This window comes from Butyricicoccus pullicaecorum DSM 23266 (assembly GCF_900167005.1).
GTDB lineage: Bacteria > Bacillota > Clostridia > Oscillospirales > Butyricicoccaceae > Butyricicoccus > Butyricicoccus pullicaecorum.
This window is the reverse complement of record NZ_FUXW01000001.1, coordinates 733,866-752,644: the sequence shown is the minus strand read 5'-3', so window position 1 is coordinate 752,644 and position 18,779 is coordinate 733,866. Positions and strand designations below refer to the sequence as shown.

14 protein-coding genes and 2 pseudogenes are annotated in these 18,779 nt (G+C 48.2%); 13 read left to right on the top strand and 3 right to left on the bottom strand.

All coding sequences use genetic code 11. The features are described from left to right. Positions 1-73 precede the first annotated feature (73 nt). The 13 genes from B5D52_RS03745 (at position 74) to B5D52_RS03685 (ending at position 15,410) form a co-directional block, all read left to right on the top strand. Positions 74-2,731 (top strand): ABC transporter permease, encoded by a 2,658-nt coding sequence (locus B5D52_RS03745; protein ID WP_016147272.1) that lies wholly within the window; start codon positions 74-76, stop codon positions 2,729-2,731. A gap of 128 nt (positions 2,732-2,859) precedes the next feature. Beyond that, positions 2,860-3,525, top strand: coding sequence for an ABC transporter ATP-binding protein (locus B5D52_RS03740; protein ID WP_016147273.1), 666 nt, complete (start codon positions 2,860-2,862; stop codon positions 3,523-3,525). A gap of 13 nt (positions 3,526-3,538) precedes the next feature. Next, positions 3,539-5,956, top strand: coding sequence for an ABC transporter permease (locus B5D52_RS03735; RefSeq protein ID WP_016147274.1), 2,418 nt, complete (start codon positions 3,539-3,541; stop codon positions 5,954-5,956). A gap of 442 nt (positions 5,957-6,398) precedes the next feature. Beyond that, positions 6,399-7,760, top strand: a complete 1,362-nt coding sequence (locus B5D52_RS03730; protein ID WP_016147275.1) for an MATE family efflux transporter — start codon at positions 6,399-6,401, stop codon at positions 7,758-7,760. 182 nt (positions 7,761-7,942) lie between these two features. Continuing rightward, a complete protein-coding gene (locus B5D52_RS03725; protein WP_016147276.1) occupies positions 7,943-8,326 on the top strand; it encodes a GntR family transcriptional regulator in 384 nt (127 codons plus the stop codon). After that, entirely contained in the window at positions 8,319-9,179 is an 861-nt protein-coding gene (locus B5D52_RS03720) for an ABC transporter ATP-binding protein (protein ID WP_016147277.1), read from the top strand. Before B5D52_RS03725 ends, B5D52_RS03720 begins: the two co-directional genes overlap by 8 nt. Then, positions 9,172-9,819: an ABC-2 transporter permease gene (locus B5D52_RS03715; protein ID WP_016147278.1), complete on the top strand. Its 648-nt coding sequence runs from the start codon at positions 9,172-9,174 to the stop codon at positions 9,817-9,819. The genes B5D52_RS03720 and B5D52_RS03715 overlap by 8 nt, the downstream gene beginning before the upstream one ends. Before the next feature lie 10 nt (positions 9,820-9,829). Further along, the gene (locus B5D52_RS16675; protein WP_016147279.1) at positions 9,830-9,952 is read left to right on the top strand and encodes a hypothetical protein; all 123 of its coding nucleotides are present in this window, start codon (positions 9,830-9,832) and stop codon (positions 9,950-9,952) included. Then, on the top strand, positions 9,949-10,146 hold the full coding sequence (locus B5D52_RS03710; protein ID WP_016147280.1) for a cysteine-rich KTR domain-containing protein: 198 nt from the start codon (positions 9,949-9,951) through the stop codon (positions 10,144-10,146). The genes B5D52_RS16675 and B5D52_RS03710 overlap by 4 nt, the downstream gene beginning before the upstream one ends. Positions 10,147-10,834: 688 nt before the next feature. Then, positions 10,835-11,248, top strand: a complete 414-nt coding sequence (locus tag B5D52_RS03705; RefSeq protein WP_016147281.1) for a sigma-70 family RNA polymerase sigma factor — start codon at positions 10,835-10,837, stop codon at positions 11,246-11,248. A gap of 546 nt (positions 11,249-11,794) precedes the next feature. Beyond that, positions 11,795-11,980 carry a hypothetical protein gene (locus tag B5D52_RS03695; RefSeq protein ID WP_016147282.1) on the top strand — a complete coding sequence of 62 codons (186 nt, stop codon included), beginning with the start codon at positions 11,795-11,797 and terminating at the stop codon, positions 11,978-11,980. A 138-nt stretch (positions 11,981-12,118) separates the two neighbouring features. Next, the gene (locus B5D52_RS03690; protein ID WP_016147283.1) at positions 12,119-13,786 is read left to right on the top strand and encodes a recombinase family protein; all 1,668 of its coding nucleotides are present in this window, start codon (positions 12,119-12,121) and stop codon (positions 13,784-13,786) included. Further along, positions 13,770-15,410: a recombinase family protein gene (locus tag B5D52_RS03685; protein ID WP_016147284.1), complete on the top strand. Its 1,641-nt coding sequence runs from the start codon at positions 13,770-13,772 to the stop codon at positions 15,408-15,410. Before B5D52_RS03690 ends, B5D52_RS03685 begins: the two co-directional genes overlap by 17 nt. A 145-nt stretch (positions 15,411-15,555) precedes the next feature. Here B5D52_RS03685 and B5D52_RS16825 read toward each other — a convergent pair. The 3 genes and pseudogenes from B5D52_RS16825 to B5D52_RS03675 form a co-directional block, all read right to left on the bottom strand. Beyond that, positions 15,556-15,963 (bottom strand): annotated as a pseudogene (locus B5D52_RS16825) (recombinase family protein); the annotation flags it as partial. A 60-nt stretch (positions 15,964-16,023) separates the two neighbouring features. After that, positions 16,024-16,779: pseudogene (locus B5D52_RS16820) on the bottom strand (type IV secretory system conjugative DNA transfer family protein); the annotation flags it as partial. A gap of 85 nt (positions 16,780-16,864) precedes the next feature. Further along, complete coding sequence (locus B5D52_RS03675) at positions 16,865-18,766, bottom strand: AAA family ATPase (protein WP_016147286.1); 1,902 nt, start codon at positions 18,764-18,766, stop codon at positions 16,865-16,867. Positions 18,767-18,779: the final 13 nt, after the last annotated feature.

Below are 18,779 nucleotides of genomic sequence, written 5' to 3'. Positions count from 1 at the left end.
CTAAATTAGAGGGCGTTTAGGACATTTCTGCAACAATTCCGTTTTAGACTACGATGGAAAGGAGTTGGTGGGTATGACGTTACCTTTTGAAAACGATACCAGCCGAGTAGTAAAGAAGCTGGCAAAACAGGACATCAAGGCGAACAAACGCACTTCTATTTCTATTATGGTGGCGATTCTCATTGCGTCCACCTTTCTATGTGCCTTGTTTACCTTTGTTCAAAGTTATTGGAATCAAAGCATCCAGCAGGAAATCTATCAAGCTGGTGATTGGGATGCACAGCTTTTGGACATTCAGGCAGGACAACTGGCGGAAATCCAAGGGAACGACAATGTTCAGAAAATCATGGCGAAAGGAAATAATCAAACCGCGCAGTTGCCTGATGGAACAGAATTGCCGTTTTTACTGGTTCAAAACTGTGATGCCCAATATTGGGATTCCATGCACGAAAAAAACCTGATGATTCACGGGCGTGTGCCGCAGGCGCCCGGTGAAATCGTGGTAGGCAAGAGTTTTTTTGAACAAAATCCATCCTATCAGATTGGGGACACCGTTTCCGTGGTTTTGGGAGAACGAAAAGTCAGTTCGGAACCAGTCGATTTTCTGTCACCCACACAAAGCGGGGAAACATTTGAGAAAGTAGCAGAAGCTCAATACACTATTGTTGGCGAAATTGATATGACGGTTTCTTCTGCATATAACGGCTATCCGGCATACGGCTGGCTTGATCCCTCTGTGCTGCCTGGGGATACCGACCTTGTAGCATACCTTCAGGTCAAAAATCCCTCTGCGATCTTTGATACCATTCCTCAAATTGCACAGACGATTGAAATGAAAGCAGACGAATACGGCGACTATCCTTATCGCTATCACACGGCTCTGTTGGGGCTGTATGGAATCTATGAGCCGGGACATTTTTGGAACAGCGATTTGCCAAAGCTGTTTCTTGCTGTTGTCCTGGTCGCATTGGCCTCCATGACGGTGTTCTCTTATATTATCCGTGGTGCCTTTTCTATTTCTGCCAAGCGGAAAATGAAAGAACTTGGGATATTAAAGTCGATTGGTATGACTTCAAAACAGGTTCAACGGATGGTTTTTTATGAAGCCCGGCAATTAGCTTTTCTTCCAATTTTGCTCTCTGTGGGGCTGGGATACTTGTTTTCTTATGGTGTGCTTTCTGGTTATTCTGCGCTGGTAGGCGATGCAATGGAGCATCCGATTACTGTGTCCTTTTCGCCGTGGGTTGCGCTCGGTTCGATGGTGTTATCGTTCCTGACGGTTTTGCTGGCAGCTTCAGGCCCTGCAAAACAGGTGGGGAAGTTCCGGCCGATTGAAGCAGTGAAAGAAAGCTGGAATCTCACGACACTCAAAAAATCGAAAAAACATACTTTGCTGAAAAAATGGTTTGGTTTTATTGGAAAACTATCAGCAAACTCGATTGCTGCGAATCGAAAGCTGTTCCGTACTTGTACGGCTACGCTCTGCCTGTGTCTGGTATTGATGTTCAGCTTCCTGGCTGTTTTTGCAATTTCTGATGTGAACAATACCAAAGCGGAGCAGGATAATCACTTTGATGTGAATATCACAATGGAACCGGGTCAGCAGGTGGATCAGGCGCTGATTCAGGAATTAAAAGCACTTCCCCATGTCACAAATGAAGCCACTTATACAATGGCAAACTGCGCGATTTGGGTATCGGATGATGACCTGTCCAGCGAGTTTGTCACCTCCGGTGGATTTGGTACAAAGGCGGCTGGCGAGTATGTCGTAAATCGTGACGGGCAATACAGAATCCCCTGCGTGCTGATTGGACTGGAACAGGATTCCTATGATGCCTGCCTTGCAAAAGCAGGCATGGAGCCGTTGGAAAACGGGACGGCAATCGTAGTAAATTCTGTTGTAAAGAACCCCGATTCCAGAGGTTATGAAGCCAAAAAAGAAATGACCTCTTATCTCAATTTGGAAACGGGGCAGTCCTTGAATATCACAGAGAAGTTTTTAGACTCCATTCAAGGCAATTACACATTTGACCTGAATGTGGGTACGACGATCCAAGAATTGCCTGACATTGGATTGCACACGGCGTTCTATACGCTCCCCATCCTCGTTCCTATGGATGAGTATTACCGCATTATTGGGAATTTTTCGGAAGATCGGGCAGTCTACAACTACCGCACTTACATGAACCTTGCGATAGAAGATGGATTAGATGCCCAAATCCAAAAGGACGCGGATCAAATATGCAGCGCCTATTTAAGTTCCGATGACTTTTATACTTCAAGCAAAACAGAACGGGCAATCACCCGCGATCAGCTGACGAACGCTACCATGCTTGTCGTGTATAGCCTGACCGCACTCTTTGGAATCGTCGGAATTTCCTCTGCAACATCAGCGATTCTGAACAGCTTGTACCAAAGGCGGAAAGACTTTGCCATGCTGCGCTCTGTGGGCCTGGATAAGAAAGGGCTTCACCGTCTGCTGTCCATTGAGGGGTTTTTGCTTGCGTCTAAGCCAATTTTGTTCGGCCTGCCGGTTCTGCTCTTTATCATTGGCGCTGTGTTGTGGATGCAGGATGTCACTTTTGGTGAGTTTTTGGGAGTTTTCTCCCTGTGGGGGCTGCTGGCATTTATTGTCCTCACCCTTCTGCTTATCAGTGGGATTTATGCCTTTGCGTCCCGACAGATTCGGAAAGACATTGTGGTTGAAGTCCTAAAGGACGAAACTGTGTAATTACCCAAAATGGAAATATCTCAAAATTGAAGCAATTCAGTCCAAAACCAAAGGGCGTTTAGGACATTTCTGCAACAATTCAGTTTTAGACTACATTCATATTGAAAATATAGAAAGGCGGTATTCTTATGAGTATCTTGCAGACAACTGATCTGAAAAAATATTACGGCACTGAGCCGAACATTACCCGCGCCCTGGACGGCGTGACCTTCTCCGTGGAGGAAGGCGAGTTTGTGGCGGTGGTCGGCACCTCCGGCTCCGGCAAATCCACCCTGCTGCACATGATGGGCGGCCTGGACACCCCCACTTCCGGCAGTGTGGTGGTTCGGGATAAAGAACTGGCGAAGATGAACGATGAGCAGCTTACCATCTTCCGCCGCCGCAACATCGGCTTTGTGTTCCAGAACTACAATCTGGTGCCGATCCTGAATGTGTATGAGAACATCGTCCTGCCCGTGGAACTGGATGGCGACACCGTGGATCAGAAATTCATGGATGAAGTCGTAAAGATGCTGGGCCTTCAGGACAAACTCCAGAATATGCCCAACAACCTTTCCGGCGGCCAGCAGCAGCGTGTGGCGATTGCCCGCGCCCTGGTATCCAAACCGGCTATTGTCCTGGCCGATGAACCCACTGGCAACCTGGACAGTAAGACCAGCGCCGATGTGCTGGGCTTGCTCCAGCGCACCAGCCGGGAGTTTAACCAGACGCTTGTGATGATTACCCATAACAACGAGATTGCCCAGCTTGCCGACCGTATTGTGCGCATTGAGGACGGAAAAATCAAGGCGTAAGGAGGTGGCGGATATGACATTACCATTTGAAAATGATACGCGCAGAATAATACATGGTCTTGCGAAAGCTGATCTGAAAACACACAAATTAAAAACATTTTTAACTGCAATCATTATTATTCTGGCTACCTGCCTGATGGCAACTATTTTTTCGGTTTTGGTGAATGATGCGTTGGATCAAGCGAATCAGGCTCCATACCATGCTATGTATCGGGCAGTAAACGAAGATACCAAAACCACACTTCAATCGGATAAAGATTTTGAAGCCGTAGGCATCTACAAATCTTTTGGAAATCAGGTTGACCGTGATGGCCGTACCGATCTGGCATATATGGACGAGCAGACGCTGGCCTTTATGGGGTTCCGGCTTGTAGATGGCGTAATCCCGGACAGTGAAAATGAGGTGCTTGTGTCCGAAACCTACTTAAAGAATCGTGCTTTGTCGGTAGGAGATACTTTCCGGTTTGCTTATGTTGACAGCTTGACCAATGAAGAAAGAGAAGAAGAATTTACTGTATGTGGTACGATTCAAAACAAGGAACAAGAACGTGGAGAGCAGTTTTATGTTGTAACATCAAACAGTTTCCGAATGAAATATGCCCAACAATACAGTCAAATAACTTCGGATTTCAGCACAGAAACCGCTGCCACGGTTGATGTACTTGTTTTACTCAATTCGGATTATTCCAGTACAGGTTCCGATACCCAAAAAGACTTTTTGAAAAGCAAAGGCGAGTCTGCGGGCATCCCCAGCTTTGATGTTATTATAAATGAGAGTTACATTGATGGAGTTTACTTTGATGGAACTGTGATCGCTGCTGTCATCTTTTTCACCATATTCCTGATGTTTGCCAGCAGCTTTGTGATATACAGCATTTTTTATATTTCCATCGTAAATTCCATGCCAATGTATGCCCAACTGATCTCATTGGGCACAACACAAAAGCAACTGCGCCGATTCTTAAATACGCAAGGCAATATGTTGGCAGTGAGATTTATACCGCTTGGAGCATTGATTTCTATTTTGCTCATTGTCTTAATCTCTGGAGTACAATGGCTTCTGTATGATGCTCTCATTACTTTATTTGCGATCCTGCTGATTTATGTCGTTATTAAATTTGCACTGAGGAAACCCGCAAAACTTTTGGCAAATGCTTCACCCATTGAAGCTATGAAATTCAGGGATGGGGAAACCGCTGGTTCTCACAAGGCACTAAAGCAAATCACCCCTGATTCTTTAGCAAAAAGCAATCTGCACACAAATCGGAAGAAAAATCGAATGTCAATTATTTCGCTAAGTATCAGTGGAACATTGATGATCGCATTAGCCATTCTTGTGTCCTCTATCAATCTTCCGGCAATGATACGGCAAAGCTATCCTATGGATGAAGATTTTCAAATTGGCATCCAAATGGACAATTTCTACGAACGCTTCCCGACAATTATTCAGAACAATCCATTATCCGGTGAACTGATGGGACAAATCACAGATATTCCTGGTGTCCAGAAAATCGTTCTCGACGAGTGTGTTATAGGCCGTTTGGTTGAATCGGCTGTAAATTATACCTCGCCCGAAGATAACTTGGAACTGCTGAATAGCTTGTCACCAGAACTGATTGCCAATGTCAGCGAAATCGCAAGTGGAACTGTTAGCTATGATGATTTAGGTACGAATGAAATTGTAATCAATAAATACCGCACAGATCGAAGTGAACTCAACTATGGCGATTTGCAAGTTGGAGATTCTTTGACATTCCGTTTTGAAGTCGGTGGACAGATCATAGAAGAAACGTTTACTGTTGCAGGTATTGCCTATTTTCCTTCGACGGGATTATTCTATTGCACTCAAGAAGCAATCGAGCAGATTTCCCCGTATAATAATACAACACACATCTCTATCTTTTGTGATAAAAACTATACGGAGCCTGTAAAGGACAGACTGGCATCTCTTATCAGCGGAAATCCAAATCTGCGGCTCAAAGTATATTCGGAAGAATATTCTATGATTGCAGGGTTTATCAATGTGACAATGAGTAGCCTGTATGCTGTATCTGCCTTTGTCGTGATATTTGGATTGCTCAATATGATAAATATGCTGATTAACAGCGCCATCATCCGCAAGCGGGAGTTTGCTTTGCTACAAGCTGTCGGGATGACAAACCGGCAGCTGCGAAAAATGCTCTACCGGGAGGGTATGAGTGTCAGCATCAAGTCGGCACTATTGGCAGCGGCTTTTGGTATTACGATTGGTGGACTTCTGTGCTATTTGGCAAATAAGGTGATGGCTCTGAAATTCGTTATCTTCGCCATTGATCCATTACCTGTTCTCTTGTTTGCTGCTGTACTGATTGGGTTACAGATTCTTGTCAGCTATTGCATCTGTCGTTCAATCGAAAAAACAAGTCTGATTGAAAATCTGAGGGCGGAATAAACACTGACTTTCAAGAAGAAAATTGGTCGGGACAGAAAATTTCTGTTCCGGCCATTCTTTTTGCTATTTTGGCATATTCAATTTTTCCACAGTTTGATTGACAATTAACAGTGATTTAGCTATACTAAAAATGATTCGTTATGTAACGAGAGGTGAGTACGATGTTGTTCGGAAAATTTTGTATTGACTTCGGCTCCACACAAGTTTATACCACAAAACATTGTGCGGAGCCTTTTCGGAAAGTTGATCTATAAAATGAAAAGGTCAAGGCAGAGTGGACTGCCTTTGGTTTTTATACCCTTTTTATCAGATCAACAATAGATAATTGATTGTTTAGGCCACAGACGATGTTTTGTTTGTGGCCTTTTGTTATGCTTATATAAGTGACTATGCAAAGGGCGCACGATGTAGTGTGTCCCTTTTTCTTTTTGGAGGAATAGATATGACTGAAGAACATAGTTTGTTGACCGGGAGTGTGCCGAAAAAACTGGCCTCTTTCGCTTTCCCATTACTTTCAGCAAATCTACTGCAATCGTTTTACAATGTAGTAGATATGCTTGTGGTCGGCCAAATTGTAGGTGATACAGGTCTTGCGGCCATTGGCAATGCCTCTAAACTGTGTTATATCATCAATTCAATTTGTATTGGTATGACGATGGGGGGAGCAGTGTTAATTGCTCAGTATAAAGGGGCAGACGATAAAAGAGGGCAGGCAGAATCCTTTCAAATGTTGGCTCTACTCTCTCTGGTATCCTCTTTGCTTGTGACGGTTGTGAGTTTGGCAACCTACCAGCCACTATTCAAAATGGTAAACGTTCCAGCAGACGCATATCCAGAAGCCTGCAACTATATGAAAATCTTTTGCTGTGGAACGGTATTTGTCTTTGGATATAATGCTGTCTGCTCTGTACTGAAAGGGTTGGGGGATTCCAAATCCCCCCTCTACTTTGTAGGAGTTGCTACCATTATCAATATCATTTTAGACATTGTTTTGGTAGGTCCGTTAGGAATAGGAACAGCAGGAGCAGCTTACGCAACGATTACCGCACAGGGAATTTCCTTTGTGATTTCCCTATTCTATTTGAAGCGACACAGGATATTTTTATCTATGGAGGATCACAGAAAGTTTACGCTTCAATGGGATAAGCTAATCGCCATAGTAAAAGTCGGCCTACCTACAGCGATCCAGATGGTCGTAGTCAACACCGCCTATCTGCTTGTTACGGGAATGCTTAATCAATTTGGAACTGCAGTGTCCGCTGGATCAAATGTAGGTTTACAAATCAATACCTTTGCTGGTATGCCCTGTTGGGCTATTGGACAGGCAGTAACGGCAATGGTAGGCCAGTGTATGGGGGCTGGACAAATCGACCGTGCCCGAAAGGTAGTGAAAATTAGTTTGGTGATGAATGTTGCCGTAACATTCGTTGTCGTAATAAGCGTACAGCTTTTTGCCGAACCATTGATTTTGCTTTTTGGTAGTACCAACCCGGAAGCAGTAAACGATGGAGTTTACTATCTGCGTGTCTGTTGCAGTATAAACAGTTTGATTTATGCCATTATGTATACTTTGGATTCCTTTGCTATTGGTGTCGGTGCGGCAAATGTCGCTATGATTAACGCTTTACTGGACGCAGTTATTGTGCGTTTGATTATGAGCTGGTTCTTGGCCTTTTCACTCAATATGGGATTTATAGGAATTTATTACGGCCAGGCACTTTCTCCGATCTTACCAGCTATTGTAGGCTTACTCTATTTTATAAATAGAAAATGGGAAAGGAAAACACTCCTTAAAAATAGATAAAATGGATTGTTTTGAATTGCCGCAGAATGATTGAGAGAATGGCTAATCGAAATGGCAAAATTATTCCGACCAGTTTTTGCTATTTGTAAATTTTCTTAAACTATATTGTCTTTTTACTCATCTCGTGTTATAGTGTTATATATAATAGCATAACAGTTAAAACAGCAAGAAGGTGAGATGGATTGAAACTAATTATTTCAAATGTATCAGGCGTACCCATCTATGAGCAAATTAAGCAGCAGGTCAAGGCGGCAATCCTATCTGGAGAACTGAAAGAGGACGAAGCCTTACCTTCCCTCAGAACGCTGGCAAAAGATTTGAAAATCAGCGTCCTAACCGTTACAAGGGCCTATACAGAATTAGAGCAAGAGGGATTTGTCAAAAATGTTCAGGGACGCGGCTGCTTTGTCATGGACCGTGGCTCTGAACTGATGAGAGAGCAGCTTATCTGCAAAGTGGAAAATGGGTTGACCGACGCAATCAAGGCGGCAAGAATCGCAAATCTTCCCAGCGAAGAACTGCACCGTCTTTTAGATATTTTATTGGAGGCGAATACAGATGACTAACTATTTAGAGGTGAAAAACCTCTCGAAATCCTTTGACAGTTTCCAGCTTCACAATATCAGCTTCACCTTGCCGAAGGGATATATTATGGGGCTGATCGGGCCAAACGGCTCCGGCAAGACAACCACCATCAAACTCATTCTGAATATGCTGGGGCGCAACGGCGGCGAAATCAAGATCATGGGGCTGGATAATATCGCTGACGAGCAGAAAGCAAAAGCGGAACTCGGTGTTGTATTTGATACCAACTATTTCAGCGATGATTGGCAGGTAACGCAGGTAGAGAAATCCATCTCCGTTTTCTATCCCAACTGGAAGTCGGAACGGTTTGCCGAGATGCTGCGGAAGTTCCACATCGCTCCCACCAAGAAAGTGAAAGAACTCTCAAAGGGTATGCAGATGAAGTTGATGCTGGCCTGTGCGTTCTCTTACGACGCAAAGCTGCTGATCCTGGACGAACCCACCAGCGGCCTCGATCCGGTTTCCAGAGATGAACTGCTGCAAATTCTCTCGGAGTATATTGAGGATGGAGAACACAGTGTACTGTTCTCTACCCATATCACCGGCGATCTGGAACGCGCTGCTGACTATATCACTTATATCAGCTATGGAGAATTGTTTTTCAGCGGCAGCAAGGATGAATTTGTCGATCTGTTCCGCATTGTCAAAGGAGGAACAGAAGAACTGTCTGCTGACCTGAAGGAAAAAGCGGTCGGTGTCCGCACATTCCCCACAGGCTTTGAGGCTCTGGTCAAGACCGAAGATACGGTCGCTTTTTCCTCTTTGAGTATTGAACCGGCGACCATTGATGAAATCGTTGTATTCACGAGCAAGAAAGGTGACGATTATGAGTAATACATTAAAAGCAACAAAATTGGACTTTTCGCTGGTAAAGCCCTATATCAAGGTGATCGGGTTTACCATGCTTCTTCCTATCGCTTTTGCAGCCATTAACCGTTCCATCCTGACCGGCGTTTCCTTTGCCATGTGCTTTATCGCCATGACCACAGGCTACACTTTCTCGGTAACGGAGAAAAACAGCATGGAGCGTTTGTATGGGATTTTACCCATCAAGAAAAGCGAAATGGTGACAGGCCGGTATCTCTTTGTTCTTGCGCTGGGCGCGATAGCTCTGGTGGTTTCTCTTATCACACAGCCGATTGTGCTGCGGGCAATGGGTGAACGTGTTGGAGCATTTGATATGATCAGCGCGGCCATCGGCGGCCTGTTCCTGTTCGCCCTTTATACCGTATTTCAAATTCCGGGCTATTACAAATATGGAGCCATTAAAGGCCGTGTGTTCATGTATATTCCTGTGGCCGGATTTTTGGCGACCTTGTTTTTCCTGCCCAAGATGCCCGCAGACAATCCCATTGTGACTACGGTTGTAAGTTCCCCGGTGCTGCTGATCGGTCTTGTGCTTGTACTCGTCGTTGTCATGTATGCTGTGTCGATCTGGTTCTCCATTCGGATCATGGAAAACAAAGAAATGTGAGGTGAGCAATATGGATTTCACAATTTTAGCGGTAGTTCTTCTGATTGGTGTCGGTATTCCCGTCCGCAACAAGCTGATCCGTAAGTATCGAGAGGAAAAGAAGCAAAAAGATAAGGATCGGGATGCAAAATGACCGATATGGAGAAAACCGAGTTCATCCGCTGTCCCATTTGTGGAAATAAAACACGGGACAAAATTCGGGAGGATACCATCCTAAAAAACTTTCCTCTCTTTTGTCCTAAATGCAAAAGCGAGTGTCTGATTGATATTGAACAATTTCATATAACTGTTATCAAAGCGCCAGACGCACAGCCGCAGAGCCGATAACTCACAAGGTCCGATTTCCTTGTGGTTATCGGCTTTTTTGAATGTTCTGTGCCATATACCTGACTATTTTGGCGCAACCATGTTCCTGCTCAAACGGGTTATTTTGCGGTCTGAAATGCAATAAATTTTGAATTGCTACAAAAGTGAAGCAATTCGGGCTGTTTTTCTGTCGAAAGAAGTGGGCGTTAGGACAATTCTGCAACAATTCAGTTTTAGAATAAAAAAATAATAGTATTTGGATCAACTGCCATGCGGCGGTAAAGAAAAAAAGCCGTTGCATAGCAGTTGTATTCATACGCCTATTTTACTTTGTGGCGGCTCTAATTTGAGCCGCCGCTTCTTTTTGCCCAAAGGGTAACGACGACCCTACACCTTGCAATCTTACACGGCGGCAATAGGAGGATGCCGCCATGCACTATAAAGTGTTTCAACACAAAACGACAAGACCCATCTTGTCAAAAAAAGCCTGAGTTTTGCCTGGATACATCATGCCCCTCCACCGGCATTATCATGGCAGTATTTTCGGCATTATCATAGTGTATTTTGCTGCGCCAATTTCCTTTTGCGGGAGACTGGCGCTTTTGTTTGCGCTTTTTTAGAAAAGCGGCCTGGACCTTACCATTGCCGTTCTCCACCTCATTTCGGCTCGCTCGTCAACTGGACCTGTGAACCGAAATGGAGGTACATAATGCAGAAAATCAATCTTCGGGATCTGTATCCCGATCTATATAAAACAGACGTTTTTTTGGAAGTGACCGATGAAGTACACGCTGTGTTTTTGGCAGACAAACGAGCTGACGCTGCCTATGAGCGCCAGATGTATCGCTATAAGGCATACTATTCTCTGGACCATGACAATGGCATTGAAAATACCGTAATAAATCGCCCACTGACCCCGGAGGAAATCTTGGAGGACAAACAACGGCGGGAACAGCTCTACGCTGCGGTGATGGCGCTGCCGGACAAGCAGGCCAAGCGGATCTATGCCCGGTTCTACCTGGGCATGACGCCAACTGAAATTGCTAAGGCTGAGGGAGTGGATGTCAGCCGTGTCCGAGATAGCATTCGCCGGGGGTTGAAACACCTTGCTAAACTTTTTTGATAAGTCCTTCTTACACGCGCCCGTTTTGCGGCTTTTTTGTCAGCGTAATTAGAAGGACAATTCTTCCCCTTCATTGGCACATTGACAACTGAATAGACGGCATTTCTGGTACATAACCCATGTATGAGCGAATCAGGCGCGCCGCCAAGAAGGACAAGCCAAGGAGGTGATGAATCGGCTGTCCTGAGCGATCAACGTAAGCTTGGAACCTGAAGGTGGCACTTCAGGGCGCGGTGACTGCATGGGGGCTTAAAGATACTTCCTCACGGCCTCCTAAAGACTTGGGAGGAACCCTGCGGCGCACGAGTAAAACGACGCTGCGGAGTTATGACAGCCGCGCCAGCGGAGACCAGAAGTGTCCCCATCGTCAGGGGTGCGTGGCAAATGTGGCGAGCAATAACCAAACTATCATACAGCAGCCGTACCGATTGACTGGTTAGCATATCCCCTCAACTTTATCGGTACGGCTGCTTTTTTATATGAATTGAGACAAAATGTTTCCTCATATCTTATGAAGAAGCAGTTTTTGACTGGAGGTGCGTCAGTATGGATCAGAAGAATCCCCCTACAACCTCCTACAAAGAGGTGAAAATTGGGAAAACCATTTACCGTGTGACCAGCTTTTTTTCGGGCGAAAAGGAGCTGGGAAAGACTTTGGAGCAGCTGGCTGTCCGGCGCGCCATGTCGGAGGTTTCCACATCTGTCGGCTGCTCCGCACACACGGCTACATAGTTACACTATCCTCCCGGCCTTGCCGCATCCTTGCGCGGCGATGGATTCTCCGCTACGATGTTCATACAGGGAGATTCCCTGTGGAGCCATCACGCCGCACGAGGTATGGAATCTGAATTGTCGGGAGGGAAAATAAAGATGACTACAAAAACATACAACGTCGGCATCTACTGCCGTTTAAGTAACGACGATGAACGCGACGGCGAATCCGTCAGTATTGAGAACCAGAAGCTGCTGCTTCAGAACTATGTACGGCAGCGGGGCTGGAATGAAATTGATACCTATATCGACGATGGCTATTCAGGTACGAATTTTGACCGTCCTGGGGTCAAGCGTTTGATTGAGGACGCCAAGGCCAAGCGGATCAATGTGATCCTGGTCAAAGACCTGTCCCGTTTTGGCCGTAACTACATCGAATTTGGACAGTACACAGACTACCTGTTTCCGTCCCTGGGCTGTCGGTTTATCGCTCTGAACAACGGCATTGACACGGAAAGCGCCAATGGCAGCACCGATGTCATGTGCTTTTTGAATTTATTTAACGAATTTTATAGCCGCGACACAAGCAAGAAGGTCAAGGCGGTCAAAAAAGCCTGTGCTGAAAGCGGCAAATTCATGGGAACCTACCCTGCCTACGGCTACAAGCGGGACCCGGCGGATAAGCACCACCTGGTGATTGATGAGGACACCGCCCCGATTGTGCGCCGTATCTTTGAGATGCGGGCAGCCGGAACAGGGTTTCACGCCATCGCCGTTATGCTGAACGAGGAAGGCATCCCGTCCCCCGGTGTATTGTACTACCAGCGCAAGGGACAGAGCGATCCGCGCCGGGTCAACCACAAATGGGCAGACCAGACGGTGAAAAACATCGTCCGCAGCGAGGTTTATATCGGCAACATGGTCCAGGGAAAGACCGGAACGCTGTCGTATAAGTCACGCAAACTCGTGGGCAAACCGGAGGAAGAATGGATTCGTGTGGAAGGGACCCATGAACCGATTATCTCACAGGAGCTGTGGGATACCGTGGTCAGCATTGACAAAAAGAAGGTACGGAAATCTTCTTCCGCTGATGGCTATAAGAGTATCTTCACCGGCCTTGTGTACTGTGCGGACTGCGGTTTCAAAATGCGGAATCAGGTGGAGCGATTCACCTATAAGGACGGGACACCGGGGCGGTACAGCTCCTTTATTTGCGGGAACTACTCCCGCAGCGGAAAGGGAGCCTGCACAATTCACACCATCTATGAAAATGTGCTGACCCAGCTGGTGTTGGAGGACATTCGGGAAAAGGCCCGTTTTGCGGAATATGACCCAGAACAACTGGTGCAGCAGATTATCCGCCTGAAGGATAAGGAAGCCAAAAGCCGCCTTTCCTCCTGCGAGCAGGAGCTGAAAACATATACGGCGCGGCTTTCCGAACTGGAACGGCTGATGCAGAATCTCTACGAGGATAAATGTGCCGGAACCATTCCGCAGACCGTTTTTCAGACCTTAATGCACAAATACGAAGCGGAACGGGCGGAAAAGTCCGAAGCCATCCCGGAACTGGAGCGCAAGGTCAAAAGCTACCTGGAGAACCGCACGGACGCAAATCGCTGGCTGACCGTTATCCGCCGGTACACAGAGATTACGGAGCTGGACGAATCCATCCTCTTTGAACTGGTGGACCGCATTGAGGTTGGAGAAACTCGAAAACTGGGCGGACAGCGGATTTGTGACCTCCGTGTTTACTACCGCTATGTGGGCAATGTGGACGCGGCGCTGTCACAGGAGGAAAGGAGGCAGCCACTTGAAGAAGCAATATAAGGTCGGCATCTACTGCCGCCTGAGCGTGGACGATGCCTCCAATTCCGCAAAGGCAAAGAACTATATCCCCGGCGATGAATCGGCCAGCATAGAAAATCAGTACGAAATTCTCTCCAAATTTGTCATGCTCAACGGCTGGATCGAGGTCAAGACCTATCGGGACGATGGGTACAGCGGCGGGAATTTTCAGCGGCCCGGATTTTTGGAAATGCTGGAGGACGCCCGCCACGGCCTGATTAACCTGATTCTGGTTAAAGACCTGTCCCGCCTGGGGCGTGACTTTGTGAAGGTGGGCCGCTATACGGATGTGATTTTCCCGTCCCTGGGCTGCCGGTTTGTATCTGTGCTGGACTGTCTGGACAGCGAGGGCGACAACACCGATATGCTGCACTTCCGCAGTTTGATGAACGACTACCATCTGAAAGACCTGTCGGGAAAAATCAAATCGGTGCTGTACGCCAAAAAGAAAAGCGGCCAATACTTGACCGCCTACGCTCCTTACGGATACCGCAAGAGCGATGAGGACAAACACCGGCTGGTGGTGGATGAAGAAGCCGCCGCTGTGGTGCGGGAAATCTACCGGATGCGCTGCTCCGGCATGGCCTACGGCAAGATTGCGGCGGCACTGAACGAGAAAAGCATCCTTTCTCCCCGCTGGCATTGGGAACTGCACTACGGAAAAAAGGGCAGCTGCAAATACTCCAAACTTTGGACCTATGCCACGGTAAAAAACATCCTGAACGATACTGTTTATCTCGGCATAGTCACACAGAACCGCACCGGCTCCCATTCCTACAAGGACAAAACCATGATACAGAAGCCGGAAACGGAATGGATTTGCCACGAGGATGCCCACGAAGCAATCGTTGACCGGGAACTGTGGGAGGCGGTTCAGGAAAAGAACCGGGCAGTCAAACAGCAGGTGGCAAATCATGCCGCCCCTCTGCCCGCCCTGTTCACCGGCAAACTGGTCTGTGCCGATTGTGGGCATCCTCTGGCAGCCACCCGCGAGACCCAGCGCAGAAAAAATGGGACATCCAAGCGATATGTTTCCTATATCTGCTCCCACTTTGCCACCACCGGACGCAGCGCCTGTTCCTGGCATCGGATTTATGAAATCTCGCTGAAAACGCTGGTGCTGAATGAAATCAGGGCGCACAGCCGGGCGGTAGCACAGGATGAAAATGCCGTGCTGGACAAGCTGAAACAGCAGATACTTTCCGAAAGCGCAGCCAGACAGGAGGATTCCAAACTGGAAATCAGCCGGTTGCGGCGGCGTATCGGAGAGCTGGAACACATGACCGCTAAACTTTATGAAGATAAGGTCAGCGGCATAATCAACAACGACACCTTTGCTGTCCTGATTCAAAAAAGTGAACAGGAACGCATCCAAAAGGCAGAGCGTCTGGAGGTTCTTCTGGCAGAGGAACGAAAAGCCCGGCAGGAGGTTGAAAATATCCGACAGTGGGCAGGCATCGTCCGCCGCTACCTGAATGTGCAGGAGCTTGACCGGGAAATCGTTGAGGAACTGATTGACCACATCGAGATCGGAGAACGCTCCGTTATAGACGGTCAGCGCCGTCAGGACATTAAAATCTTTTACCGCTTTGTTGGTGTGGTATAATGGGAAAAAGAAAAGACCCGGCTGCATCCGCAGTCCGGGCATACACCTGACAACATTCTATGAAAACGGTTTGCGATTGAACCGCATCGTTTTGTCGAAAAAGAGTGATTCAGCAGAACACCCTTCCCAAACAGCTTATGTTCTTCATAATGTTGCGGAAAGGGGTAAAATCATCGTCACCTCTGGCGCTGTCCACGCCGTCATTGATGGCGATGAGGCGAACGCCACGCTGACGCAGGATTTCCATAATCTGACCGACTTTCAGATAGTCACGACCCATGCGGCTCATGTCCTTGATACACAGATACTCCACATTCCCGGCTTCAACCTCTTTCATCATTGCCAAAAATCCGGGACGGTCAAAGCAAGTACCACTAATGCCATCGTCCGTGAAATGGACAATGTTTGTAAAGCCCTGCCGTGCGGCGAACTCCTCCAACATTGCTTTTTGATTGGATATGGAATTGCTCTCACGCTGCTGGTCATCATCTTTGCCAAAGTCATCACGGCTCAGTCGCTCGTACAAAGCTGTGATTTTCTCGTTTTTTCTCATAACTTGCGCTCCTTTCTTCGGTTTTAGGTTGTGTGTTCTAAGAGACTTCCCAACCGCTTGATTAAGAAGTCTTTTAGAGCATACAACACCCGCCGCCAGCTTGTATTTTTTATACTGGCGGACGGCAAAGTGGTTTGGCTTTTCCGCTTCCAATGCGTCAAACATCAGGTCCACGGGGTTTTTGAACTCCTCGTCATCCTCCCGGACCTCCATGGCGTTGATGAACTCGATGAGGGTGGAGAAGTTTTGTTCCTCCACCGGGGCCTCATAGTGGATGTACCCGATGAGGGCGCAGTACAAAAGCGTTTCCGCCTTGACCCAGAAATCGTCCCCGGCCTTGCCCTCACCCTTGGTGTTTGCAATTAGGGTCGTGACCAACTTCAAGATGTCCTTTTCGGAGTGGATGTAGGCAAAGGGGTTATAGTGCATGGACTTCTTGAAGTTGATGGTATTGAGGACTTTGATCCGATACGGCTCATAAATGACCTTGCCGTGCTTATCCTTCATGGGCTTGCCGTCCTTGCCCAGCTTGGGTGTGCCGCGCTGGAGCATCTTGCCGCACTCCACCAGGATGGTGCCTTTGGGGTCTGTGACCACATAAGAGCTGTGCATCTGCATCAGGTTCGGTTTCAGCCAGAACCGGGTCTTACCGGAACCTGAGCCGCCGATTACCAGAACATTTTTATTTCGCGCCGTTTTGGGGTCCTTGGGGCGGCTGTTCATGGTCAGGCTCTCGGTTTTGGTCAGAATCACATTGTTCTGGAATACCGGGTCGATATAAGGCGCAATATCCTCATGGGTTCCCCATGAAGCGTTTTGTCAAGTGCTTTTTTGAGTTATTGACGCAAATTCTTGTGAAAGTGCGAAAGTGCAAAGTGCAAAGGGTCTGCGTTTTGCACTTTCAGCTTGCGGGTTCGGGTGGCTGCTTCTTCTTGATGAAGTTATACCATTGACCGCCGACACGCCTTGCGCCTAAAATACCGCCCATGTTGCGCTTGGCGTTCTGTACCGTCCTCTCGGATATTCCGGCTTCGGCTGCGGCCTTTACAATGTCCTCGCTGGCAAGTTCTTTCCCGTCTGCAAGCAGGTCAAGTATCAGCTTCTCGGCTTGCTCGGTCTTGGTGGCGGTGTTCCCGCCCGCGCCGGATAGCAGCTCGTCGGCGGTTATGTCATATTCGCCTATCCATGAAAAGCCTGTTTCCGGGTCAAGGCAAAAGGCAACGGGCTTGCCCTCCGGCGCAAGGGAAGATTTGTCATGGACGATAACGCGCACATTCGGCTCCCGCTTCACGCGCCCGATCAGCAGGACGCTCCTTGCTGCGGCGCGGAAGTCAATAGAACCTAAGCCCCGGTATGCGCTCTGTCCTCCGGCGGCTTTGTTCAAGTGTCCGATAAGGATAACGGCGCACCCGGTACGCTCGGCAACATCGGCAAGGCGGCGGAACATGGGGCGCACTTCGTTTGCCCTGTTCATGTCGGTCTTTTCGCCCATGTACGCCTGTATGGGGTCAAGGATAATCAACCGCGCCCCGTTCTGCGTGATTGCCTTTTCTATGCGCTCGTCGGAGAGGGTAAGCTCCCGTTTGGCTTCATCAATCACAAGCACGCGGTCAAGGTCGGCTTCGGCTTCTATCAAGCGGGGCTTGACGGTATCGCCCAGCCCGTCCTCGGCGGTCTGGTAAATCACTTGGAATGGCGGCAAGGGCTTCATTCCCGGCAGCGTTCCCCCGGTGGTGCAGGCGGCGGCAAGGCGTAGGGCAAAGGTGGTCTTGCCCTCGCCGGGGTTGCCTTGCACAATGGTTACTTTCCCAAAAGGGATATACGGCTCCCATAGCCATTCAACGGTCTGTGTGTCAACCTCGCTCATGCGGATAATCTCGACGGTTTCTTCCTGCGGCGGTTCTTTCAATCCGTAAACCGCTTCCCGGATATACTTCCCGTCTGTGATTTCTGCCCGGTGCTGCAATACCTCGTTCCAGTCCTTGTAAAGCGGCACAAGGCGGTGGACGGTCAAGCCCTCCGGCACAAGCTCCGCAAGGCGGCTGCAAGCGTCGTTTCCGGCTTGGTCGCTGTCAAGGCAGAGGTAAACGGTCTTGATGTTCGGGCGGTCAGAGAGGAAACGCAACAGGGCTTTTTCTCCCACGCCGCCCAATGACAAATAGCTCTGCTTCTGCCACGCCTTTTTGAACAGGCAGAGGAAAGAGAGCAGGTCAACGGGGGCTTCAAAGACAAAAAGCCTGTCACCCTCGCCTCGGTAGCAGAAATTAAAGGCTTTGTCGCTGCCTTTCACATCAAACCGGAAGTTTCCCGCCGTTCCCTTGCTGTGGGCGTAGCGCGGTATTCCGTCCTCGTCCCGCCCCACAAATACGGCGTTGTGGTGGGCTGCGTCCTCGTAAATATCGCCGCGGGCAAAGAAAAAGCCCGTCACATCATCATCAATGCGGCGGGCTGCTGTGAGGTAGTTCCTCGCTATTCTGTTGTCGTTGTTTGGGGGCGGTAGCCGGAAGTCGGAAAGGGACGCGTGGCAAGGTCTGTCCGGCGGCGGTGCGGCTCCCTTTTCTCCTGTGAGAAGTTCCACGGCTTCGGTGAAGCTCTTGCCGAAAAACTCCATGACAAAATCAACGGGGCCGCCGCCCTTGCTCTGGCTGTGCCTGTACCATTTGTTTCCCCGGACGGTCAAGCTGTCGTGCCGTTTCCAGCGGTATTCATTCCCGGCGCGGGTAAGCTGCTCGCCCTGTGATTGCAGGAAAGAAACAAGGTCGGCTTGGTTCGCCCGGTTTATCTGTTCTTGGGTGTAGTACAAAAATCTCAACTCC